The organism is Jiella endophytica (assembly GCF_004519335.1).
Lineage (GTDB): Bacteria > Pseudomonadota > Alphaproteobacteria > Rhizobiales > Rhizobiaceae > Jiella > Jiella endophytica.
In genome coordinates this window covers 84,056-101,318 of sequence record NZ_SOZD01000003.1, presented here as the reverse complement: position 1 = coordinate 101,318, position 17,263 = coordinate 84,056, and the positions used below count along the sequence as shown (strand labels likewise).

Sequence of the window (17,263 nt, the reverse complement as noted above, 5' to 3'; positions counted from 1 at the left end):
TCACAGGGCGCCTCCTTCGGCGGCCTTGGGGCCGGTCTTCACGTCGAGGTCGCGTTCGACTTCCTCGACCTCCTCGTCGTCGACGCCGAGATAGGCGGCGATGACCTTCGGGTCGCTGCGGACCTCGGCGGCGGTGCCGTCGGAGATCTTCTTGCCGTAGTCGAGGACGACGATGTGGTCGGAGATCTCCATGACGACGCCCATGTCGTGCTCGATCAGCAGCACCGACACGCCGTGCTCGTCGCGGATATATTTCAGCAGCGTGTTGAGCTCGGCGGATTCGCGCGGGTTGAGGCCCGCTGCCGGCTCGTCGAGGCACAAGAGCACCGGGTTGGTGCAGAGCGCCCTTGCGATCTCCAGCCGGCGCTGGGCGCCATAGGGAAGGTCGGCCGCGGGATCGTCCGCCCGGTCGAGCAGATCGACCCGGCGCAGCCACTCGACGGCGGTTTCCTTGGCGGCCGCCGCGGCGCGGCGATAGCCCGGCAGGCCGAGCAGCCCGGCGACCGAATAGCCCGAGGCGCGCATCAGCTTGTTGTGCTGGGCGACCAGCAGGTTCTCGAGTACCGTCATGCCGCCGAACAGGCGGATGTTCTGGAAGGTACGGGCGACGCCGGCGACCTCGGTGATGCGAAAGTCGGTCATGCGCTCGAGCAGGAAGACCGGGCTCGTCTCGCCGTCGCTGTACTGGCGGCCGCTGCGGGTGAGCTCGGCGATCTTCTCGTCCTCGACCGCGCCCTCGCGGCGAAGCGCGATGCGCCCCTCGGTCGGCTTGTAGAAGCCGGTGACGCAGTTGAAGACGGTGGTCTTGCCGGCGCCGTTCGGGCCGATCAGCGCGGTGATGTCGCCGCGGCCGACATTGAAGGAAAGGTCGTCGACAGCGACGAGGCCGCCGAAGCGCATCGTCAGATGCTCCACCGACAGGACCGGATCGGCCGACCAGTTGCGGGTCTGTTTCAGCATCAGTGACCCTCGCCCTGAGCCACGAGATCGGCGCCGATGGTCTTCTTTTCCTTGTAGACGGCCGATGGCGAGCGTGTCGAAACGAGGCCGCGGGGCTTCCAGACCATGATCAGCACCATGGCGAGGCCGAAGATCAGCATGCGGTACTGGGTGGGATCGAAGCCGGCGCCGAAGATCGCCTGGAGGCCCGTGAGGTTTCGCAACAGCTCGATGCCGCCGATCATCACCACCGAGGCGATGACGACACCGAGCTGCGAGCCGAGGCCGCCGAGGACGACGATGGCGAGGATGATCGCCGATTCGATGAAGGTGAAGCTTTCCGGCGAGATGAAGCCCTGGCGGGTGGCGAAGAACGATCCGGCGAAGCCGCCGAACATCGCGCCGGTGGCAAATGCCGTCAGCTTGACGTTGACGGTGTTGATGCCGAGCGAGCGGCAGGCGATCTCGTCTTCACGCAGCGCCTCCCAGGCCCGGCCGACCGGCAGCTTGCGCATCCGCATGGTGACGAAGTTGGTCAGAAGCGCCAGGGCGAGGATGATGTAGTAGAGAAAGACGAAACGCTGCACCGGGCTGTAGGAGATGCCGAAGAAGTCCGAGAACGAGCCTTCGCCGCGGGAGAATTCGAGACCGAAGAGCGTCGGCTTCGGAATGCCGAGGACGCCGTTCGGGCCGCCGGTGAAGTCGTACCAGTTGAGAAGCACGACGCGGATGATCTCGCCGAAGGCGAGCGTGACGATGGCGAGATAGTCGCCCCTGAGCCGCAGCACCGGGAATCCGAGGACGATGCCCCAGAGCGCCGCGAACAGCCCGGCCATCGGCAGGCAGACCCAGAAGCCGAGATCGAAATTGGTGGCGAGCAGCGCGAAGGAATAGGCGCCGACGGCGTAGAAGGCGACGTAGCCGAGATCGAGCAGGCCGGCGAGGCCGACGACGATGTTGAGGCCCCAGCCGAGCATCACATAGGTGAGGATCAGAATCGCCAGGTCGAGGAGATAGCGGTTCTGGCTCGGCAGGAAGGTCGAGAGCAGGAACGGCAGGGTGAGGGCGACGAGGAGCAGGATCGCCCCGAGCGCCTTGCCGATCGGCCAGCGGGCGGTCGCCGCCGCCACCTTCTTCCAGCCGCCGACCGACGGCCTTTCGCCGGCGAAGACGAAGAAGGAGAGCAGGAAGCGGCCGACGAAGGCGATGGCGATGGCGACGATCCAGGTCACCGGATCGAGGCTGAGGGCGAGGCCTCCGACGGCGATGTCGGTCCTGAACAGGAAGAAGAACAGCGTCAGCAGCGCCACCAGCCCGGCGGTGATGCCGGCTTCCTTCAGCGATCGGACGAGGCGGGAATCCGTCGTCGGCGCCTCGACGAAGGGCGGCTCGCCCCGCATGGCCTCGCGGCGTTCCTCGGACAGGCGCTCCGCGCCCTCCGGATGGTCGGCGGCGGAAGGCGAAGTCATGTCGCTCATCAGTCTTCAGACCTTCTCGACTTCCGGGCGGCCAAGCAGGCCGGACGGCATGAAGATCAGGACGATCGCGAGGATCGAGAAGGCGGCGACGTCCTTGTACTCGACCGAGAAGTAGCCCGACCAGAAGGTCTCGATCAGGCCGATGGCGAGGCCGCCGAGCATCGCGCCGGGCAGCGAGCCGATGCCGCCGAGGACCGCCGCGGTGAAGGCTTTCACGCCGGCGATGAAGCCGATGTAGAAGTCGATGACGCCGTAATAGAGCAGGAACATCATGCCGGCGACGGCGGCGAGCGCGGCGCCCATGACGAAGGTCAGCGAGATCGTCCGGTCGACATTGACGCCGAGGAGCGAGGCCATCTTGCGGTCCTGCTCGCAGGCGCGCTGCTGGCGGCCGAGGGAAGTGCGCGAGATGATCAGCGAGAAGGCGGTCATCAGCACCACGGTCATGGCGATGATGATGATCTGGATCCACGAGATCTGGACGACGATGCCGCTCGGCGAATCCATCAGGGTGAGGCCACCCTGGATCTGCGGCGGCAGCGGCTTGACGCGGGCGCCCTGGGTGACCTGGACGAAGTTCTGCAGGAAGATCGACATGCCGATCGCGGTAATCAGCGGGGCGAGCCGGAAGGAGCCCCTGAGCGGCCGGTAGGCGACCCGCTCGATGGTCCAGCCCCAGGCCGCGGTGCACAGCATGGCGACGATGATCATCAGAAGGATGACGAGCGGCAGGAAGGTGATACCGATCGCCGCCAGCGCGAGGAAGACCGCGAGCGCGATGAACGAGCCGATCATGAAAATCTCGCCATGGGCGAAATTGATCATGCCGATGATGCCGTAGACCATCGTGTAACCGATGGCGATCAGCCCGTAGATCGAACCGAGGGTTACCCCGTTGATCAATTGCTGCAGAAAATATTCCATCGACCGCCTTTTTTGCCGGTTCTTCTTGGTCAGGACGTGCCGGCGCAGCTTATTGTCAGGAACGCCGCGTCCGTGTGCATGATGAATTCCATAGCAGGGATGGCCGTGGCAAGCCTCGGGACGAAAAAAGTCCGGCGCGACGGCCGGCGACGGAGCGGGGCCGGGTGGCGGGCGGGAGCGACCGCATCCCCGGGCCGCGCGGGGCCGGCAGGCTTTCCGCAGAGCCCCGATGGGTTGCGGAACGGCGTTGCGTTGGAGCGATGGGCTGCGACGAAAGTCGCAGGGGCGATGAATACCATCGCAGCGCCTTGACGACCGGGTTGGCGGGCCGCGTCAGCCCTGAAGCGACGGCCGGTCACGGCCAGCCGGCTCGTTGCTGGCGAGATCGCTGTTCATGGCGGCGCGCTCGCCGGTCGGCGCCCGGCCGATTCGATCCGGCGAGGCAACGTTCTGCGGGCTCGGCTCGACGGCGCCGCGGCGCTCCAGCCAGGTCGCCAGCAGCCACCACATCAGCGCCCAGGCGGCGCCCGCCGTCCAGCCGGCGAGGACATCCGACGGCCAGTGGACGCCGAGATAGACCCGGCTGATGCCGATGATCACCGTCAGGAAGACGGCGAGGCCGAGCAGGAACGCCCGCACCCGCCGCCGCGGCTCCACGCGGGCGAGCAGGATGCCGAGGGTCAGATAGGTGACCGCCGACATCATCGCATGGCCGCTCGGGAAGCTTGCCGTGTAGACGTAGTCGCCATGGGGCACGAGATCGGGGCGGGGCCGGTCGAAGCCGCGCTTGAGGATCTGGCTGACCAGAAAGCCGCTGGCGATCGCCGCGACGACCATCACCATCGACCGGCGCTTGGCGGAGATCCAGAGATAGAGCGCCACGAAGGTGGTGATCATGATCAGGATGCCGGTGCCGCCGAGCGCGGTGACGTCGCGGCCGAACTCCTCCAGCCAGCGCGGGCCGATCGGGTCGGACGGATCGGTGCTGGAGCGAAGGGCCAGAAGGATCGTCCGGTCGAGCCCCTGGGTATCGCCCTCGACCACCTCGCCGGCGATCGAGACGAAGGCCCAGATCGCCCCGGCGACGATCAGCGCGCCGAGAAGCGTCCAGATCTCCACCTTCTGCCAGAGCCACAGGGAAAGCCGGCCGAGCCGGCGGGCGGTCTTGCGGGAATTAATCATCAGTGTCGCCATTGCCGGTCGGTCGTCGTCGCGCCTGTCCTCACGCTGCCGCTGGCAGCGAGAGGATGCGGCGGGCCTCGGCAGGCGTTGCCGGGCGGCGGCCATGCCTTGCGCAGGCTTCAACCGCGAGGCGCACCAGCGCGGCATTGGAGGGCGCAAGCTCCTCGCGGCTGAGCCGGACATTGTCTTCCAACCCGGTACGGCAATGGCCGCCGGCGGCGAGGCTCCATTCGACGAGCGTCGCCTGATGGCGGCCGATGCCGGCGCCGGTGAAGGTCGCGTCCGGGGCGAGGCGCTTCAGCGTCCTGACGAAGAAGTCGAAGCTCTCGCGGTCGACCGGCATGGCATTCTTGACGCCCATGACGAACTGCACGTGCAGCGGCCCGGCGATCCGGCCGTCCTTGGCCATCTCGGCCGCCTTGAAGATCATCGACAGGTCGAAGGCCTCGATCTCCGGCTTGACGCCGTAGCGCAGCATCTCCTCGGCGAGCCAGTCGACGAGGTCGGGATAGTTCTCGTAGACCCGCGTCGGGAAGTTCACCGAGCCGGTGGAGAGCGAGGCCATGTCAGGCTTCAGCGACAGCATGCCGCCGCGCTCGCGGCCGGAGCCGGAACGGCCGCCGGTCGAGAACTGCACGATCATGCCCGGGCAGTGCTTGCGAAGGCCCTCGAGCAGCCGCGCGAACTTCTCCGGATCGGACGAGGGGCTCTCGTCGTCGTTGCGGACATGGCAATGGGCAAGGCTGGCGCCCGCCTCGAAGGCCTCATGGGTCGATTCGACCTGTTCGGTGACGGTGATCGGCACGGCCGGATTGTTGGCCTTCTTCGGCAGCGATCCGGTGATCGCGACGGTGATGATGGTGGGCTCGCTCATGGGATCATTATCTGGCCAGTGAACGCCGAAGATAAAGGGCCTTGCCGGGAGAGCGGCGGGCGAGGGCAGAGCTGCCGGGGAATCGTCGGAAAGGCTCCGTCAGAAGCCGGCTTCGGCAAGGTAGCCTTCGACCATGCTCCGGTATCCCGAGCCGAACAGAGCGAGATGCACCAGCGCCGGCCACAGCGCGTAGACGGGACGGCGCTCGCGGTGTCCGGGCAGCGGGCCATAGGCCTCGTAGAACTCCCCCGACGGCCGGGCGAACAGGCCGAGCATGGCGACGTCGACCTCGCCGTCGCCGAAGTAGCAGGCGGGGTCGATCAGGCCGGAGACCCTGCCTGAAAAGGTCAGGACGTTGCCGCTCCAGAGATCGCCATGGACGAGCGAGGGTTTCGGTCGCTGCGGCAGGATGTCGCCGAGCCGCGCGGCCAGAGCCGCGACCCGTCGCTCCACCGCCGCACCCGTGCCGCGGGCGGCCGCCAGCAGCCGGTGCTCGGCGAAGAAGGCCGGCCAGTCGTCGGAAAAGGCGTTGCGGATCGGCAGGCGGGCGAAGGCATAGTCGTCCTCCCAGCCGTAGAATTCGCCTGTCGTCTCGTGCAGCCGGCGCAGCTCAGAGCCGAGATCGCCCCAGGCCGCCGAAAGGCCGCCGTCGTCGGGAAGCCGCTCGATGGCGAGCACGCTGTCGTCGGCGGCATAGACCTTCGGGGCGGAAACGCCCGCATCGCGGATCGCGCCGAGCATGCGGGCTTCGGTCTCGGGTGACGGGCCGCTCTTCACCAGCATCTCGCGGCCGTCGGAAAGCCGCATGAAGACGATGCTCGACAGCGATCCGCCGGCGAAATGCCGGGTCTCGGCAACCTCGCTGCCGAGAAGACGTGCGGCGCGATCGGCAAGATCGCTCATCGTTTCGCGGCTTTAGCCTTGAGCCGCTCGACCAGCGCCTCGGCGCCCTCGCAGGCGTCCTGCCAGGCGTCGTCGAAGGCCGAGTCTTCTTCGTAATAGGGGTCGGTGACCGACTGGCCCTTGCGCCCCGGCACGTGGTCGAGCAGCAGGCTGACCTCGGCGCGCGAGCCTGCGGGCGCGATGCGGCGCAGCCCGGCGAGATTGTCCCGGTCGAGGCCAATGACGAAATCGAACCGGTCGAAATCCTCGGGCGTCACCAGCCGGGCGCGCTTGTCGCCCATCTCGATGCCGTGGCGCCGGGCGACGGCCTCGGCCCGCGGGTCCGGCGGATAGCCGAGATGCCAGTGACCGAGCCCGGCCGATTCGACATGGACGGCAAGGCCCGCACGTTCGGCAGCGGCGCGGAACGCCGCTTCGGCGAGCGGCGAACGGCAGATATTGCCGAGGCAGACGAACAGGACGGCGGGTGTTTCGCTCATGCTCACTCCATCGCTGGGACGCAAAGGCGATGCGTCACCGGGCAACAGGTGGCGCGAAGCCGCCGCGGAGCAAATTTTCGCGGAGGGTGCAACAGGTCATGGGTCGGCAGCGTGGTGCCTGGAGCCGGCCACTGCAGGAGCGGCCTCCCGTCGGAGAGTGATGGGAGGGTCGAGACCGGCGTCGAACCTGAAAAGGCCCTGCTTGCGCCGGGCCCCGCAGATTTCCTTGGATATCAGCCGAGAAACAATTTGATGAACGCGGCCGTCGCGCCGATCACCGTCGCCGTCGCGATGACCGGATAAAGCGTGGTCTCGAGCGTCATTTTCCGCGACTCGGCGTAAAGCTTATCGGACTCGGCGAGCAGCTTCCGGTTTTCGGCGAGCAGCTTGTCGATTTCTGCAAGCGTCCTGCGAAGTTCGGGGCTGTCGCTGGCGGCATCGCTCATATCGATCTCGATAATCGACGGGCTTCATTGCCCTATCCGACGCCTTCAATGTCGGGCCATCGGCCCGAAATGTCCAGAGGCGGTCATGCCGCCATGATCGGCGCGGTCTTGTCCTCGTTCCGGGGCTCTCTGCAGCCGTCAGGAATGCTTTGCGAGGGGCTTCGCGTCAGCGTTCACCTTCCATCAGGTCCTGCAAGCTGGTTTGTCAGCCGATTTCCGGGCGCTGGGCGCACAATGACCAGACCCGGAAACGAGGCGGCTTCCAGGGCTTGTCCGGTCAATTCCGTCATGAGAGTGGCTCCCCGGGCCGGATTCGAACCAGCGACCGATCGATTAACAGTCGAGTGCTCTACCACTGAGCTACCGGGGAATACGCATCTGAGCGTTGGCGAGGCCTATAGCAAAGCCATTCCCGGTTTGCCAAGCGCTTCGGCGGAAAAAAGCCGCTTGCGGCGCCAAACCGCCTGCGCGCAAGGCAGTTTTGGGCAGGGACGGCCGGCTGGCATTTGCGCTCGGCGAGCCGCTCTCCCATCTCAAGCCGAAGGCTCGCGGGCCGCTGGAGACGACGGATGGGTACGAGTGTCAGTGAGCGCAGCCCCGCTCGGACGGCGGGCGGCAGCGGCGGGGAAGACGCGACGCAGGCGCCGAGAACGGCCGGCGGCGGGCCGGAAGAAGCGGCTGCCGACGATCTCGCGGCGGGACCGGAACCCCACACGGCCGGCGACGGCAAGGCCCAATCTGCTGTAGATGCGCCGGACGAGAAGCGGCGCAGGACGCTCAAACTCTTCGGCCGGGAGTTCCCGCTGCCCGGGTCGCGGCGATCGCGCATCGCCCTCGGCCTGGCGCTGGTCGGCGGCGGCATGCTCGGCTTCCTGCCGATTCTCGGCTTCTGGATGATCCCGGTCGGCCTCGCCGTCCTTTCCGTCGATTCGCCGCTGGTGCGTCGCTGGCGTCGGCGCACAGAGGTGCGCAGCACCCGGTGGTGGCAGGCGCGCAGGGCGTCGCGGCGACGGGACGACGGCGCGGGCGGCCAGCCGCCGCTCTGACCGGCCGGACTTTTGCGGCGTCGCTTCTGCCGTAGGGAAATGCCCAACTCGCTCAACTTGAACGGCGAAATTTCACCCTTCGTTTGCCAATTCCGATGTTAGGTCATCGCGAATTTCCGTAAGGGGCCGGCTCTTCAACCCGATGGAAACCGTAAGTGTCCAAGATCGACTGAAGTAGGGGGACCGGGACTGCGGTCCCGAACGGGAGACAGTTTCTTGGACGCGTGCGTAGGCCAGACCGACCGCCCGATCTTCGTCGACCTCGACGGGACGCTGATCAAGAGCGACCTCTTGTGGGAGACGCTGTTCCTGAACGCCCGGCAATCGCCGGCGCGGCTGCTGCAGCTTCCCGGCTGGCTCTCGGGCGGCAAGGCGCGGCTGAAGGCAGAACTCGCGCGGAACGTCGATTTCGACCCGGCGCTGCTGCCCTATCGCGAGGACGTCGTCGAGGCGCTGCGCGCGGCGAAGCGGAGCGGCCGGCGCATCGTGCTCGCCACCGGCGCCAACGAACGTCTCGCCCATGCCGTCGCCGACCATCTCGGCCTGTTCGACGAGGTGATGGCCTCCTGCGAGGCGGTCAATCTCACCTCGCGCCGGAAGCTCGATCGGATCACCGCCAGCTGCGGCGACGAGGGCTTCGACTATTTCGGCAATTCCCACGAGGATCTCTGCCTGCTCGACGCGGCGACCGGGGCGACCGTCGTCGCTCCCGATCGTGCGGCACGGAACTGGCAGCAGCGCACCGGCGCCGACCTCATCGAGAGCGGCGGCAGCCCCGCGCGTGCCGCGCTGAAGGCGATGCGCCCGCATCAGTGGGCGAAGAACGTCCTCGTCTTCGTGCCGCTGGTGCTGACCCACGAATTCTTCAATCTCGGCATGCTGGTCGAGGCGCTCCTCGCCTTCATCGCCTTCTCCTTCGCGGCATCCTCGGTCTACATCCTCAACGACCTCGTCGACCTCACCGCCGACCGCAAGCACAAGACCAAGCGCAACCGCCCCTTCGCCAGCGGCACGCTGCAGATCCCGGACGGGCTGAAGCTCGCCGGCGGCCTCTTTGCGACATCGTTGGTGCTGGGGCTGTTCCTGCCGATCGCCTTCCTCGGCGTCCTTGCGGCCTATCTCGTCGCGACCACCGCCTATTCGATGTTCATCAAGCGGATGCTCCTGATCGACGTGTTGACCCTTGCCGGGCTCTACACGACGCGGATCATGGCCGGCGTCGCCGCCACCGACGTCTCGGTGTCGTTCTGGCTCCTCGCCTTCTCGCTGTTCTTCTTCCTGTCGCTGGCGCTGGTGAAGCGCTACACCGAGCTGATGGACTTCGGCACCGGCGCCGAGCGCTCCAAGACCGGGCGCGGCTATGTCGACGCCGATCTCGAGACGCTGGCGCAGGCCGGCATGTCGTCGGGCTTTGCCGCGGTGATGGTGCTGGCGCTCTACATCAACAGCCCCGAGGTGCTGACCCACTACGAGGTCCCGGCACTCGTCTGGCCGCTCTGCCCGATCCTCCTCTACATCATCGTGCGGATCTGGGTGCTCGCCCGCCGCAACCAGATGCATGACGATCCGGTGGTGTTCATCCTTCAGGACTGGCGCAGCCAGATGATGATCGCCATCGGCGGCGTCATGTTCCTCCTGGCCGCCTATGCCTGACATCTCGCGTTTCGCCCATGACAGTTGGGGCCGCCTGAAAAAAGGCCCGCGCGCTGCCATGCCGGCGGCGGGCGAGTGGCGCTCGTCTCCCGCGGCGACGGGCGAGGGCGGATTGCTGCCCTTCGGCAACGGCCGGTCCTATGGCGACAGCTGCCACAACGATCGCGGCACGCTCCTCGACGCAAGGCAGGGCGCCGAGCCGAAGATCACCGCCTTCGATCCCGTGACGGGCCACCTCACCGCGGATGCCGGCGTTCTGTTTTCCGAGATCACCCGCCACGCTGCGCCGCATGGCTGGTTTCTGCCCGTCACGCCGGGGACGCAGTTCGTCACCCTCGGCGGGGCGATCGCCAACGATATTCACGGCAAGAACCACCACCGGCGGGGCACTTTCGGACGCTGGGTCGAGGCGATCGAACTGGAGCGCTCCGATCGCGGGCAGCTCACGCTGACGCCCGACGAGAACGCCGGGCTCTTTGCCGCGACGATCTCCGGCATGGGACTGACGGGGCTGATCCGCCGGGCGACGATCCGGCTGATGAAGGTGCCGTCGCTGTCGATCGTCGAGACGACGACGCGCTTCGACCGCCTCGCCGACTATTTCGACCTCGCCGAGGCGGCGGACGAGCGCCACGAATATGCTGTCGCGTGGATCGATTCGCTCGCCGGCGGACAGAGCCTCGGCCGCGGCCATCTGATCTGCGGCGACCATGCCGAGACCGGCGACATGAGCGGAGAAGCGGGAGGGCGGCTGGCCAGCGTGCCGTTCACGCCGCCGGTGAGCCCGCTCGCCGGGCCGTTCCTCAAGGCCTTCAACGAGGCCTATTTCCGCAAGGCCAAAGCCGGCACCAGCGTCCGCACGGTGCCTTTCGCGGGTTTCTTCTATCCGCTCGACAGGATCGGTGCCTGGAACCGGCTCTACGGTCCTCGCGGGCTGTTCCAGCATCAGAGCGTCGTGCCTTTCGCCGGGGCCGAGACGGTTGTTCGATCGCTGATCGAATGCGCGAGGCACCACGGCCACGGCTCCTTCCTGACGGTGCTGAAGCGTTTCGGCGACCTGAAAAGCCCCGGCCTCACCAGCTTTCCGCGCCCCGGCTACACGCTGACCCTCGATTTTCCCCATCGCGGTGACAGGACCCTCAAGCTTCTCGCCGAGCTCGACCGGCTGACCATCGAGGCAGGCGGCGCGGTGAACCCCTACAAGGACGCCCGAATGTCGGCCGCGACCTTCGCTGCCGGGTTTCCGGGCTGGCGGCAGCTGGAAGCCGAGCGCGACCCGGCAATGCTGTCGGACTTTTGGCGGCGCACGGCCCTGCGGCTCGGCGAAGCCGCCGAGGTGGGCGGAGCGGATGCTTCGCATTCGATGGATCCGGTCGGCAATTCCTTTACCACGGCCGGCAGAATACTTCTCGCAGGCGCCTGAGCGGCCGGCCCCTTAACGCATCACTGAACTTAAGGCGCTATGACCTTCCGTCAGATCAGGCGCCACTGCCGATGGCTCGACGGAAAGATCAGGCCGATGACGAAATACATTCCCTTCATCCTCTTCACCGTCTTCACCAACGCCGCGGCGCAGGTGATGCTGAAATACGGCATGATGCAGCTCGGGACGCTGAGTTTCGCCGGCGCCAACCCGGTCCTGAAGATCCTGCAGATCGTGTTCAGCCCGTGGGTCTTCCTCGGCCTCTGCACCTTCGTGATCTCGATGGCGTCGCACCTCTTCGTCCTGTCGAAGGTCGACCTCTCCTTCGCCTATCCGTTCCTGTCGCTCGCTTATGTGGCGGTCGCGGTGTTTGCCTATTTCGTCTTCCACGAAGAGGTGAACGCCATGCGCATCGTCGGCATCGCGCTGATTTGCGGCGGCACCTTCTTCATCGCCCAGAGCGGCGGCACTGGCCATGCCGATCCGGCGGTGGATGCCGTCGAGGCGGTCGCCAGCGACACCGCCAGCCACCAATCCTGACAACTTCCCAGTCCGAGGGCTTCGCCATGAAACACGTGATTTTCGGCGGTGACGGCTTCGTTGGCCGCCATCTCGCCAAGAAACTGACTGCCGACGGCGAGGAGGTGATCGTCGCCGACATCGTCAAGAGCGACCTGCCGCATTACGGCGCCGCGCGTTTCCTCCATTGCGACGTCACCGACAAGGCCGCCGTCGCCCGCGTGCCGCTGGCGCCCGAGGACATGGTCTACAATCTGTCGGCCAAGATGCTCTCGCCGATCCAGGTCAAGGCGAAGCGTCACGACTTCTTCTACCCGGTGAACTATTTCGGCACCGAGAACATCATCCACGCGATGGCCGACGCCGGCTCGCCGAAGCTGGTGCACTTCACCACCGACATGATCTACGGCCACACGGTCACCTATCCGATGACCGAGGAGCATCCGGTCGCGCCGCTCGGCGAATACGGCCAGTCGAAGCTCGACACCGAGATCCTCGCGGCGAAGTGGCGCGAGAAGGGCATGAACATCTCGCTGTTCCGCCCGCGCCTGATCATCGGCCCGGGCCGGCTCGGCATCCTGGAGAAGCTGTTCAAGCTGATCGACCACAACCTGCCGGTGCCGATGATCGGTTCGGGCAAGAACCCCTACCAGTTCATCTCGGTGTTCGACTGCGCCGAGGCCGCGCGTCTTGCCTGGAAGGCCGGCGTTCCGAACGAGGCCTACAATCTCGGCTCGATCAACCCGCCGCCGGTCAGGAAGCTGCTCGGCGACCTCATCCGCCACGCCGGCTCGAAGTCGATCCTCGTCCCGACGCCCGGCTGGGCGGTCAAGCGCACGCTCGATTTCCTCGACATGCTCAACATGCCGCTGATGGATCCCGAGCAGTATCTCATCGCCGACGAGGAATGCGTCCTCGATGTCAAAAAGGGCGAGCGCCAGCTCGGCTGGGTGCCGCAGTATCGCGACGAGGACATGCTGATCGCCGCCTACAGCGAATATCGCAACAAGCTCGCAGGCAAGGCCGGCACGGTCTCGCAGCACGCGCAGCCGGCGGAGTGAGGGGATACATCATGCTCGACCGTCCCGTGACCACCACCCTCGACGTCGCCTCGCGGCGCGGCCCGGCCAAGCCCCGGCTGCTCTCCGTCGAGGACGCCAAGGCGATGCCCGTCGAGACGATGGCGGACCTCTTCAAGGACCACATCAATCCCGGCCAGTTCCACTTCATGAAGCTGCTCGGCTTCCACAAGGTGAAGATCGAGCGGGCCGAGGGGATGTACTACACCGACCAGAACGGCCGGAAGATCCTCGACTTCTTCGGCGGCTTCGGCTCGCTCGCCCATGGCCACAACCATCCGCGGGTGCTGGCGGCGCGCGAGCGCTTCCAGGAAGAGAAGCGCCACGAGATCGCCATCGCCTTCCTGTCGCAATATGCCGCGGCGCTCGCCAAGAACCTTGCCGAATGCTCGCCGGGCGAACTCGACATGGTCTTCCTCGGCTCCACGGGGTCGGAGGCCATGGAAGCGGCGATCAAGGTCGCCGAGCGGGCGTCCGGTCGCAAGAACTGCAAGATCGTCCATGCCGAGAATTCCTTCCACGGCAAGTCGAAGGGCGTTCTGTCGATCACCGACTCGAACCTCTATCAGGGCGAGTTCAAGCTGGTCGACAACCGGGTGAAGGTGCCGTTCGGCGATCTCGAGGCCCTGAAGCGGGCGATCGAGAACGACAAGGACATCGGCGTCGTCGTGCTCGAGACCGTGCAGGGCGGTGGCGGCATCATCGGCGCGCCGACCGAATACTGGCAGGGCGTGCGCGCCCTCTGCGACCGGCACGACGTCCTCTGGGTCGCCGACGAGGTGCAGTGCGGCTACGGGCGCACCGGCAAGTTCTACGCCTTCGAACATCACGGCGTCGTCCCCGACGTCACCGCCCTCGCCAAGTCACTCGGCGGCGGCAAGGCGGCGGTCGGCGCGATGATCGCCAAGCGCAGCGTCTACATGAAGGCCTACGGCACTCCGAAGACGGCGATGATCCACGCCCAGGCGACCTTCGGCGGCATCGGCGAAGCCTGCGTCACGGCGATCGAGGGGCTCAACGTCCTCTATGACGAGGACCTGATCGGCAATTCCGCCGACACCGGCGCCTATCTGCTCTCGCGGCTGAAGACGATCCAGGCGAAATATCCGCAGATCATCAAGGACGTGCGCGGCCAGGGCCTGTTCGTCGGGCTGGAGTTCCAGGACTTCTCGCGGACCCTGCCGCTCGCCCTCCGTCCGATGGTGGCGATCCTCGACGACAAGCTGAAGGGCTCGCTCTCCGGCTTCATCGGGGCGCTGCTCTTGCGCGACTACGACGTTCTCGTCGCCTTCACCGAGTACAATCGCAATGTCATCCGCCTCGAGCCGCCGCTGATCTGCGGCGAGGAGCATGTCGACCAGTTCTGCGACGCGCTCGACAGCCTGCTCGGCCGCGGCATCGTTTCGATCGTCAAGGATTTCGTGAAGTCGCAGATCGGCTGACGAAGCCTTCCGGGGACGGCGGGGCTCAGAGCTCGCCGTCGCCGCCCGTCTCCTCGTCGGTCTCGGCGAGGTTTTTCTGGACGCGGATGAGATAGCGGCGGAACGCCTTGCGCTCACGCTCCGTGAAACCCGACAGGGCGCGGCGCTCGAGGGATTTCTGCGCCTGCTGGACCCGCTCGACCAGGGCAGCGCCCTCCGCTGTCAGAAAGGCCCGGCTCTGGCGGGCGTCGGTGTCGGAGAGGCGCTTTTCGACGAGCCCCTGCGCGACCAGACGGGCGATCGTCTTCGTGACCGTTGGCGGCCGCACGGCGAGCTTTTCGGCGAGATCGCGCAGCGTAATCCCGTCGCTCTTCCCTATAGTTATGAGGACGTTGTCCTGGCCGGGATAGATTTCCGTCGTACCAAGATTATGCAATAACGCTGTCCTCGCGCTCCTTGCCGCAAGGACTAACTGGCCTGTGACCGATCCTTTCTTCTTTTTCCTCGCCATCTTGTCTCTCGGTTGCAAAGATCGCCGGCAGAATCGTCGTGCGGCGATCATATAAAATGTTCAATGAGTGTTTTCAGAAAGTTCGGCTTACAATATCAGCGAGCGCTTCACCGCGTTATGGCAAAGGCGGCAGGATGGCAACCTGCAGCTTAGGCGTTTGCGCAGGAATCGATCAATCGGACATGGCGGGACGATGAAGCGACGCTTCGAGGAGATGACCAGCGAAGAGCTCGCGGCCTGTCGCGAGGAGCTTGCCGGTGCGGTCGTGGTGCTGCCGATCGCGGCGATCGAACAGCATGGGCCGCATCTGCCGCTTGGCACCGACGCGATCCTCGCCGACGCAATGGTCGAGGCCGTTCTCCCCCGGCTCGGCGAGGAGACGAGGGCGACGTTCCTTCCGACCTTCCGGCTTGGCAAGTCGGCCGAACACACGCAGTTTCCCGGAACGCTCAGCCTCGACTGGCGCACCGTGACCTCGGCGATCATCGAGATCGGCGAGGGTCTTGCCGACGCCGGTTTCCGCCGCCTCGTCATCGTCAATGCCCATGGCGGCAACACGCCGGTGATGGACACCGCGGCGCTGGAGCTCCGCCGCGAGCGTCAGATGCTGGTTGCGACCTGTTCCTGGCTGCGCTTCGGATATCCGGAAGGCCTGCTGCCCGCCGAGGAGATCGCGCAGGGCATCCATGGCGGCGCGGTGGAAACGGCGCTGATGCTGCATTTCCGGCCGGATCTCGTCAGGAGCCAGAAGATCGGCCGCTTTGCGACGCTGCAAGCGAAGCTTGCCGCACGCCACACCCATCTACGTGCTCACGGACGGCTCGGCTTCGGCTGGATGGCCGGCGACCTGAATGAGGCCGGCGTCGTCGGCGACGCGAGCCTTGCCACCCCCGAGATCGGCCGGGCGATCGCCGACCATCAGTCCGACGCCTTCATTGCGTTCCTCGGCGATGTTCTGGCATTCGATCTCGATGATCTGACATGAGGTGACGGCGATGGCGTCGCAATCGAACGGGCAGGCAGGGGACGGTGCGGCGACAGGCGGCGCCCGGCGGCTCTGGCTGAAGCAGCCGCTGGCGATCCTTGCCGAGGGCGCCGAGGGCGGCATCGTCGTCGAGGGCGGCCGCATCGCCGAACTGGTGCCTGCCGGTGCGACGCCCGCACAGCCCGTCGACGCGACCTTCGACGCCAGCCGCCACGTGGTGCTGCCGGGGCTGATCAACACGCATCACCACTTCTACCAGACGCTGACCCGCGCGCATCCCGCCGCGATCGACAAGGAGCTCTTCCCCTGGCTGACGAGCCTCTACCCGATCTGGGGGCGGCTCGATCCAGAGAGCCTGCGGCTCGCCGCGCGGCTCGCCTTGACGGAACTCCTGATGTCCGGCTGCACCACGGCGGCCGATCATCACTATCTCTTTCCCGAAGGGCTGGACGACGCCATCGACATCGAGGTGGAGGAGGCGAGGGCTCTCGGCATCCGGGTGACGCTGACCCGCGGCTCGATGGATCTGTCCGAGAAGGATGGCGGCCTGCCTCCCGACCATGTCGTCCAGGATGCCGACACGATCCTGGCCGATTCGGAGCGGCTGCTGCATCGGCATCACGACCGGTCGGAAGACGCGATGGTGCAGATCGCCCTCGCGCCATGCTCGCCCTTCTCCTCGACGAAGGCGCTGATGCGCGAGACGGCGTCACTGGCGGAACGGCACGACTGCCGGCTGCATACCCATCTCGGCGAGACCGAGGACGAGAACCGCTTCTGCGAGGAGACCTTCGGCTGTCGTCCGCTCGACTACCTGGAGGATGTCGGCTGGCTCGGCCCGAGGACTTGGCTCGCCCATGGCATCCATTTCACCACCGAGGAATGCGCCAAGCTCGGCCACCACAAGGTCGGCGTCTGCCACTGCCCGGCCTCGAACGCGGTGCTCGCCTCCGGCTTTTGCCAGGTGAGCGATCTCCAGGCGGCCGGCGCGCCGGTGGGCCTCGGGGTCGACGGCTCGGCCTCCAACGACGGCTCGAACATGATCGCCGAGCTGCGCAATGCGCTGATGGTCCAGCGGCTGCGGACGCGATCGGCTGCGGCCTTCACCGCCCGCGACGCGATCCAGTTGGCAACGACGGGCTCGGCCGCCTGTCTCGGCCGGCCGGAGCTCGGCCGCATCGCCGTCGGGGCGCAGGCGGACCTTGCGCTCTTCACTCTCGACGAATTGCGCTTCTCCGGTGCGCACGACAAGATCGCCGCGCTCGTCCTTTGCGGCGCGCAGGGCGCAGACCGGGTGATGGTCGCCGGCAGGTGGCGGGTGGAGGACGGCATGCCGTCGGGCGTCGACGTCGCGGCGCTGCGGGAAGCGCACGGCAGGGCATCGCTGCGCTTCCGCTGACG

The 17,263-nt window shown here is 66.6% G+C and carries 17 protein-coding genes and 1 tRNA gene; 8 read left to right on the top strand and 10 right to left on the bottom strand.

Features of this window, described 5'->3' with window-relative positions:
* From E3C22_RS10400 to E3C22_RS10360, 9 genes are all read right to left on the bottom strand, one after another.
* Positions 1-960, bottom strand: coding sequence for an ABC transporter ATP-binding protein (locus tag E3C22_RS10400; protein WP_134761966.1), 960 nt, complete (start codon positions 958-960; stop codon positions 1-3).
* Positions 960-2,417 carry a high-affinity branched-chain amino acid ABC transporter permease LivM gene (gene livM, locus E3C22_RS10395; RefSeq protein WP_134761965.1) on the bottom strand — a complete coding sequence of 486 codons (1,458 nt, stop codon included), beginning with the start codon at positions 2,415-2,417 and terminating at the stop codon, positions 960-962. Before livM ends, E3C22_RS10400 begins: the two co-directional genes overlap by 1 nt.
* A 6-nt stretch (positions 2,418-2,423) precedes the next feature.
* The gene (locus tag E3C22_RS10390; RefSeq protein ID WP_134761964.1) at positions 2,424-3,341 is read right to left on the bottom strand and encodes an ABC transporter permease subunit; all 918 of its coding nucleotides are present in this window, start codon (positions 3,339-3,341) and stop codon (positions 2,424-2,426) included.
* A gap of 333 nt (positions 3,342-3,674) precedes the next feature.
* Positions 3,675-4,523 carry a phosphatase PAP2 family protein gene (locus E3C22_RS10385; protein ID WP_134761963.1) on the bottom strand — a complete coding sequence of 283 codons (849 nt, stop codon included), beginning with the start codon at positions 4,521-4,523 and terminating at the stop codon, positions 3,675-3,677.
* 40 nt (positions 4,524-4,563) lie between these two features.
* Positions 4,564-5,397, bottom strand: a complete 834-nt coding sequence (locus tag E3C22_RS10380; RefSeq protein WP_134761962.1) for a 3-oxoadipate:acetyl-CoA acetyltransferase — start codon at positions 5,395-5,397, stop codon at positions 4,564-4,566.
* 99 nt (positions 5,398-5,496) lie between these two features.
* Positions 5,497-6,300 (bottom strand): fructosamine kinase family protein, encoded by an 804-nt coding sequence (locus tag E3C22_RS10375; RefSeq protein ID WP_134761961.1) that lies wholly within the window; start codon positions 6,298-6,300, stop codon positions 5,497-5,499.
* Positions 6,297-6,779 (bottom strand): low molecular weight protein-tyrosine-phosphatase, encoded by a 483-nt coding sequence (locus E3C22_RS10370; RefSeq protein WP_134761960.1) that lies wholly within the window; start codon positions 6,777-6,779, stop codon positions 6,297-6,299. The genes E3C22_RS10375 and E3C22_RS10370 overlap by 4 nt, the downstream gene beginning before the upstream one ends.
* Positions 6,780-7,012: 233 nt before the next feature.
* Entirely contained in the window at positions 7,013-7,225 is a 213-nt protein-coding gene (locus E3C22_RS10365; protein WP_134761959.1) for a hypothetical protein, read from the bottom strand.
* Between the two features lie 295 nt (positions 7,226-7,520).
* Positions 7,521-7,595, bottom strand: a tRNA-Asn gene (locus E3C22_RS10360).
* 433 nt (positions 7,596-8,028) lie between these two features.
* On the opposite strand from E3C22_RS10360, the gene E3C22_RS10355 reads away from it, so the two are divergent.
* The 6 genes from E3C22_RS10355 to E3C22_RS10330 all read left to right on the top strand — a co-directional run bounded on the left by E3C22_RS10355 (position 8,029) and on the right by E3C22_RS10330 (position 14,387).
* The gene (locus tag E3C22_RS10355; protein ID WP_134762455.1) at positions 8,029-8,271 is read left to right on the top strand and encodes a hypothetical protein; all 243 of its coding nucleotides are present in this window, start codon (positions 8,029-8,031) and stop codon (positions 8,269-8,271) included.
* Positions 8,272-8,487: 216 nt separating this feature from the next.
* Entirely contained in the window at positions 8,488-9,924 is a 1,437-nt protein-coding gene (locus E3C22_RS10350; RefSeq protein ID WP_134761958.1) for a UbiA family prenyltransferase, read from the top strand.
* Between the two features lie 58 nt (positions 9,925-9,982).
* A complete protein-coding gene (locus E3C22_RS10345) occupies positions 9,983-11,347 on the top strand; it encodes an FAD-binding oxidoreductase (protein ID WP_425364967.1) in 1,365 nt (454 codons plus the stop codon).
* A 96-nt stretch (positions 11,348-11,443) separates the two neighbouring features.
* Positions 11,444-11,887, top strand: a complete 444-nt coding sequence (locus tag E3C22_RS10340) for a DMT family transporter (RefSeq protein WP_134761956.1) — start codon at positions 11,444-11,446, stop codon at positions 11,885-11,887.
* 26 nt (positions 11,888-11,913) lie between these two features.
* Positions 11,914-12,927, top strand: a complete 1,014-nt coding sequence (locus E3C22_RS10335; protein ID WP_134761955.1) for an NAD-dependent epimerase/dehydratase family protein — start codon at positions 11,914-11,916, stop codon at positions 12,925-12,927.
* An 11-nt stretch (positions 12,928-12,938) separates the two neighbouring features.
* The gene (locus E3C22_RS10330) at positions 12,939-14,387 is read left to right on the top strand and encodes an aspartate aminotransferase family protein (protein ID WP_134761954.1); all 1,449 of its coding nucleotides are present in this window, start codon (positions 12,939-12,941) and stop codon (positions 14,385-14,387) included.
* Between the two features lie 25 nt (positions 14,388-14,412).
* Here the strand turns inward: E3C22_RS10330 and E3C22_RS10325 are convergent, their stop codons facing one another.
* Positions 14,413-14,802 carry a MarR family winged helix-turn-helix transcriptional regulator gene (locus E3C22_RS10325; RefSeq protein ID WP_245514908.1) on the bottom strand — a complete coding sequence of 130 codons (390 nt, stop codon included), beginning with the start codon at positions 14,800-14,802 and terminating at the stop codon, positions 14,413-14,415.
* 268 nt (positions 14,803-15,070) lie between these two features.
* Here E3C22_RS10325 and E3C22_RS10320 point away from each other — a divergent pair, with 268 nt between their 5' ends.
* Complete coding sequence (locus tag E3C22_RS10320; RefSeq protein ID WP_134761953.1) at positions 15,071-15,862, top strand: creatininase family protein; 792 nt, start codon at positions 15,071-15,073, stop codon at positions 15,860-15,862.
* Positions 15,863-15,872: 10 nt separating this feature from the next.
* On the top strand, positions 15,873-17,261 hold the full coding sequence (locus E3C22_RS10315) for an 8-oxoguanine deaminase (RefSeq protein ID WP_134761952.1): 1,389 nt from the start codon (positions 15,873-15,875) through the stop codon (positions 17,259-17,261).
* The last annotated feature ends 2 nt before the right edge of the window (positions 17,262-17,263 follow it).

Bases quoted from the DNA above. Each gene is read 5' to 3' on its own strand.
- E3C22_RS10400 (WP_134761966.1), bottom strand. From the start codon at position 960: ATGCTGAAACAGACCCGCAACTGGTCGGCCGATCCGGTCCTGTCGGTG.
- livM (WP_134761965.1), bottom strand. From the start codon at position 2,417: ATGAGCGACATGACTTCGCCTTCCGCCGCCGACCATCCGGAGGGCGCG.
- E3C22_RS10390 (WP_134761964.1), bottom strand. From the start codon at position 3,341: ATGGAATATTTTCTGCAGCAATTGATCAACGGGGTAACCCTCGGTTCG.
- E3C22_RS10385 (WP_134761963.1), bottom strand. From the start codon at position 4,523: ATGATTAATTCCCGCAAGACCGCCCGCCGGCTCGGCCGGCTTTCCCTG.
- E3C22_RS10380 (WP_134761962.1), bottom strand. From the start codon at position 5,397: ATGAGCGAGCCCACCATCATCACCGTCGCGATCACCGGATCGCTGCCG.
- E3C22_RS10375 (WP_134761961.1), bottom strand. From the start codon at position 6,300: ATGAGCGATCTTGCCGATCGCGCCGCACGTCTTCTCGGCAGCGAGGTT.
- E3C22_RS10370 (WP_134761960.1), bottom strand. From the start codon at position 6,779: ATGAGCGAAACACCCGCCGTCCTGTTCGTCTGCCTCGGCAATATCTGC.
- E3C22_RS10365 (WP_134761959.1), bottom strand. From the start codon at position 7,225: ATGAGCGATGCCGCCAGCGACAGCCCCGAACTTCGCAGGACGCTTGCA.
- E3C22_RS10345 (WP_425364967.1), top strand. From the start codon at position 9,983: ATGCCGGCGGCGGGCGAGTGGCGCTCGTCTCCCGCGGCGACGGGCGAG.
- E3C22_RS10340 (WP_134761956.1), top strand. From the start codon at position 11,444: ATGACGAAATACATTCCCTTCATCCTCTTCACCGTCTTCACCAACGCC.
- E3C22_RS10335 (WP_134761955.1), top strand. From the start codon at position 11,914: ATGAAACACGTGATTTTCGGCGGTGACGGCTTCGTTGGCCGCCATCTC.
- E3C22_RS10330 (WP_134761954.1), top strand. From the start codon at position 12,939: ATGCTCGACCGTCCCGTGACCACCACCCTCGACGTCGCCTCGCGGCGC.
- E3C22_RS10320 (WP_134761953.1), top strand. From the start codon at position 15,071: ATGAAGCGACGCTTCGAGGAGATGACCAGCGAAGAGCTCGCGGCCTGT.
- E3C22_RS10315 (WP_134761952.1), top strand. From the start codon at position 15,873: ATGGCGTCGCAATCGAACGGGCAGGCAGGGGACGGTGCGGCGACAGGC.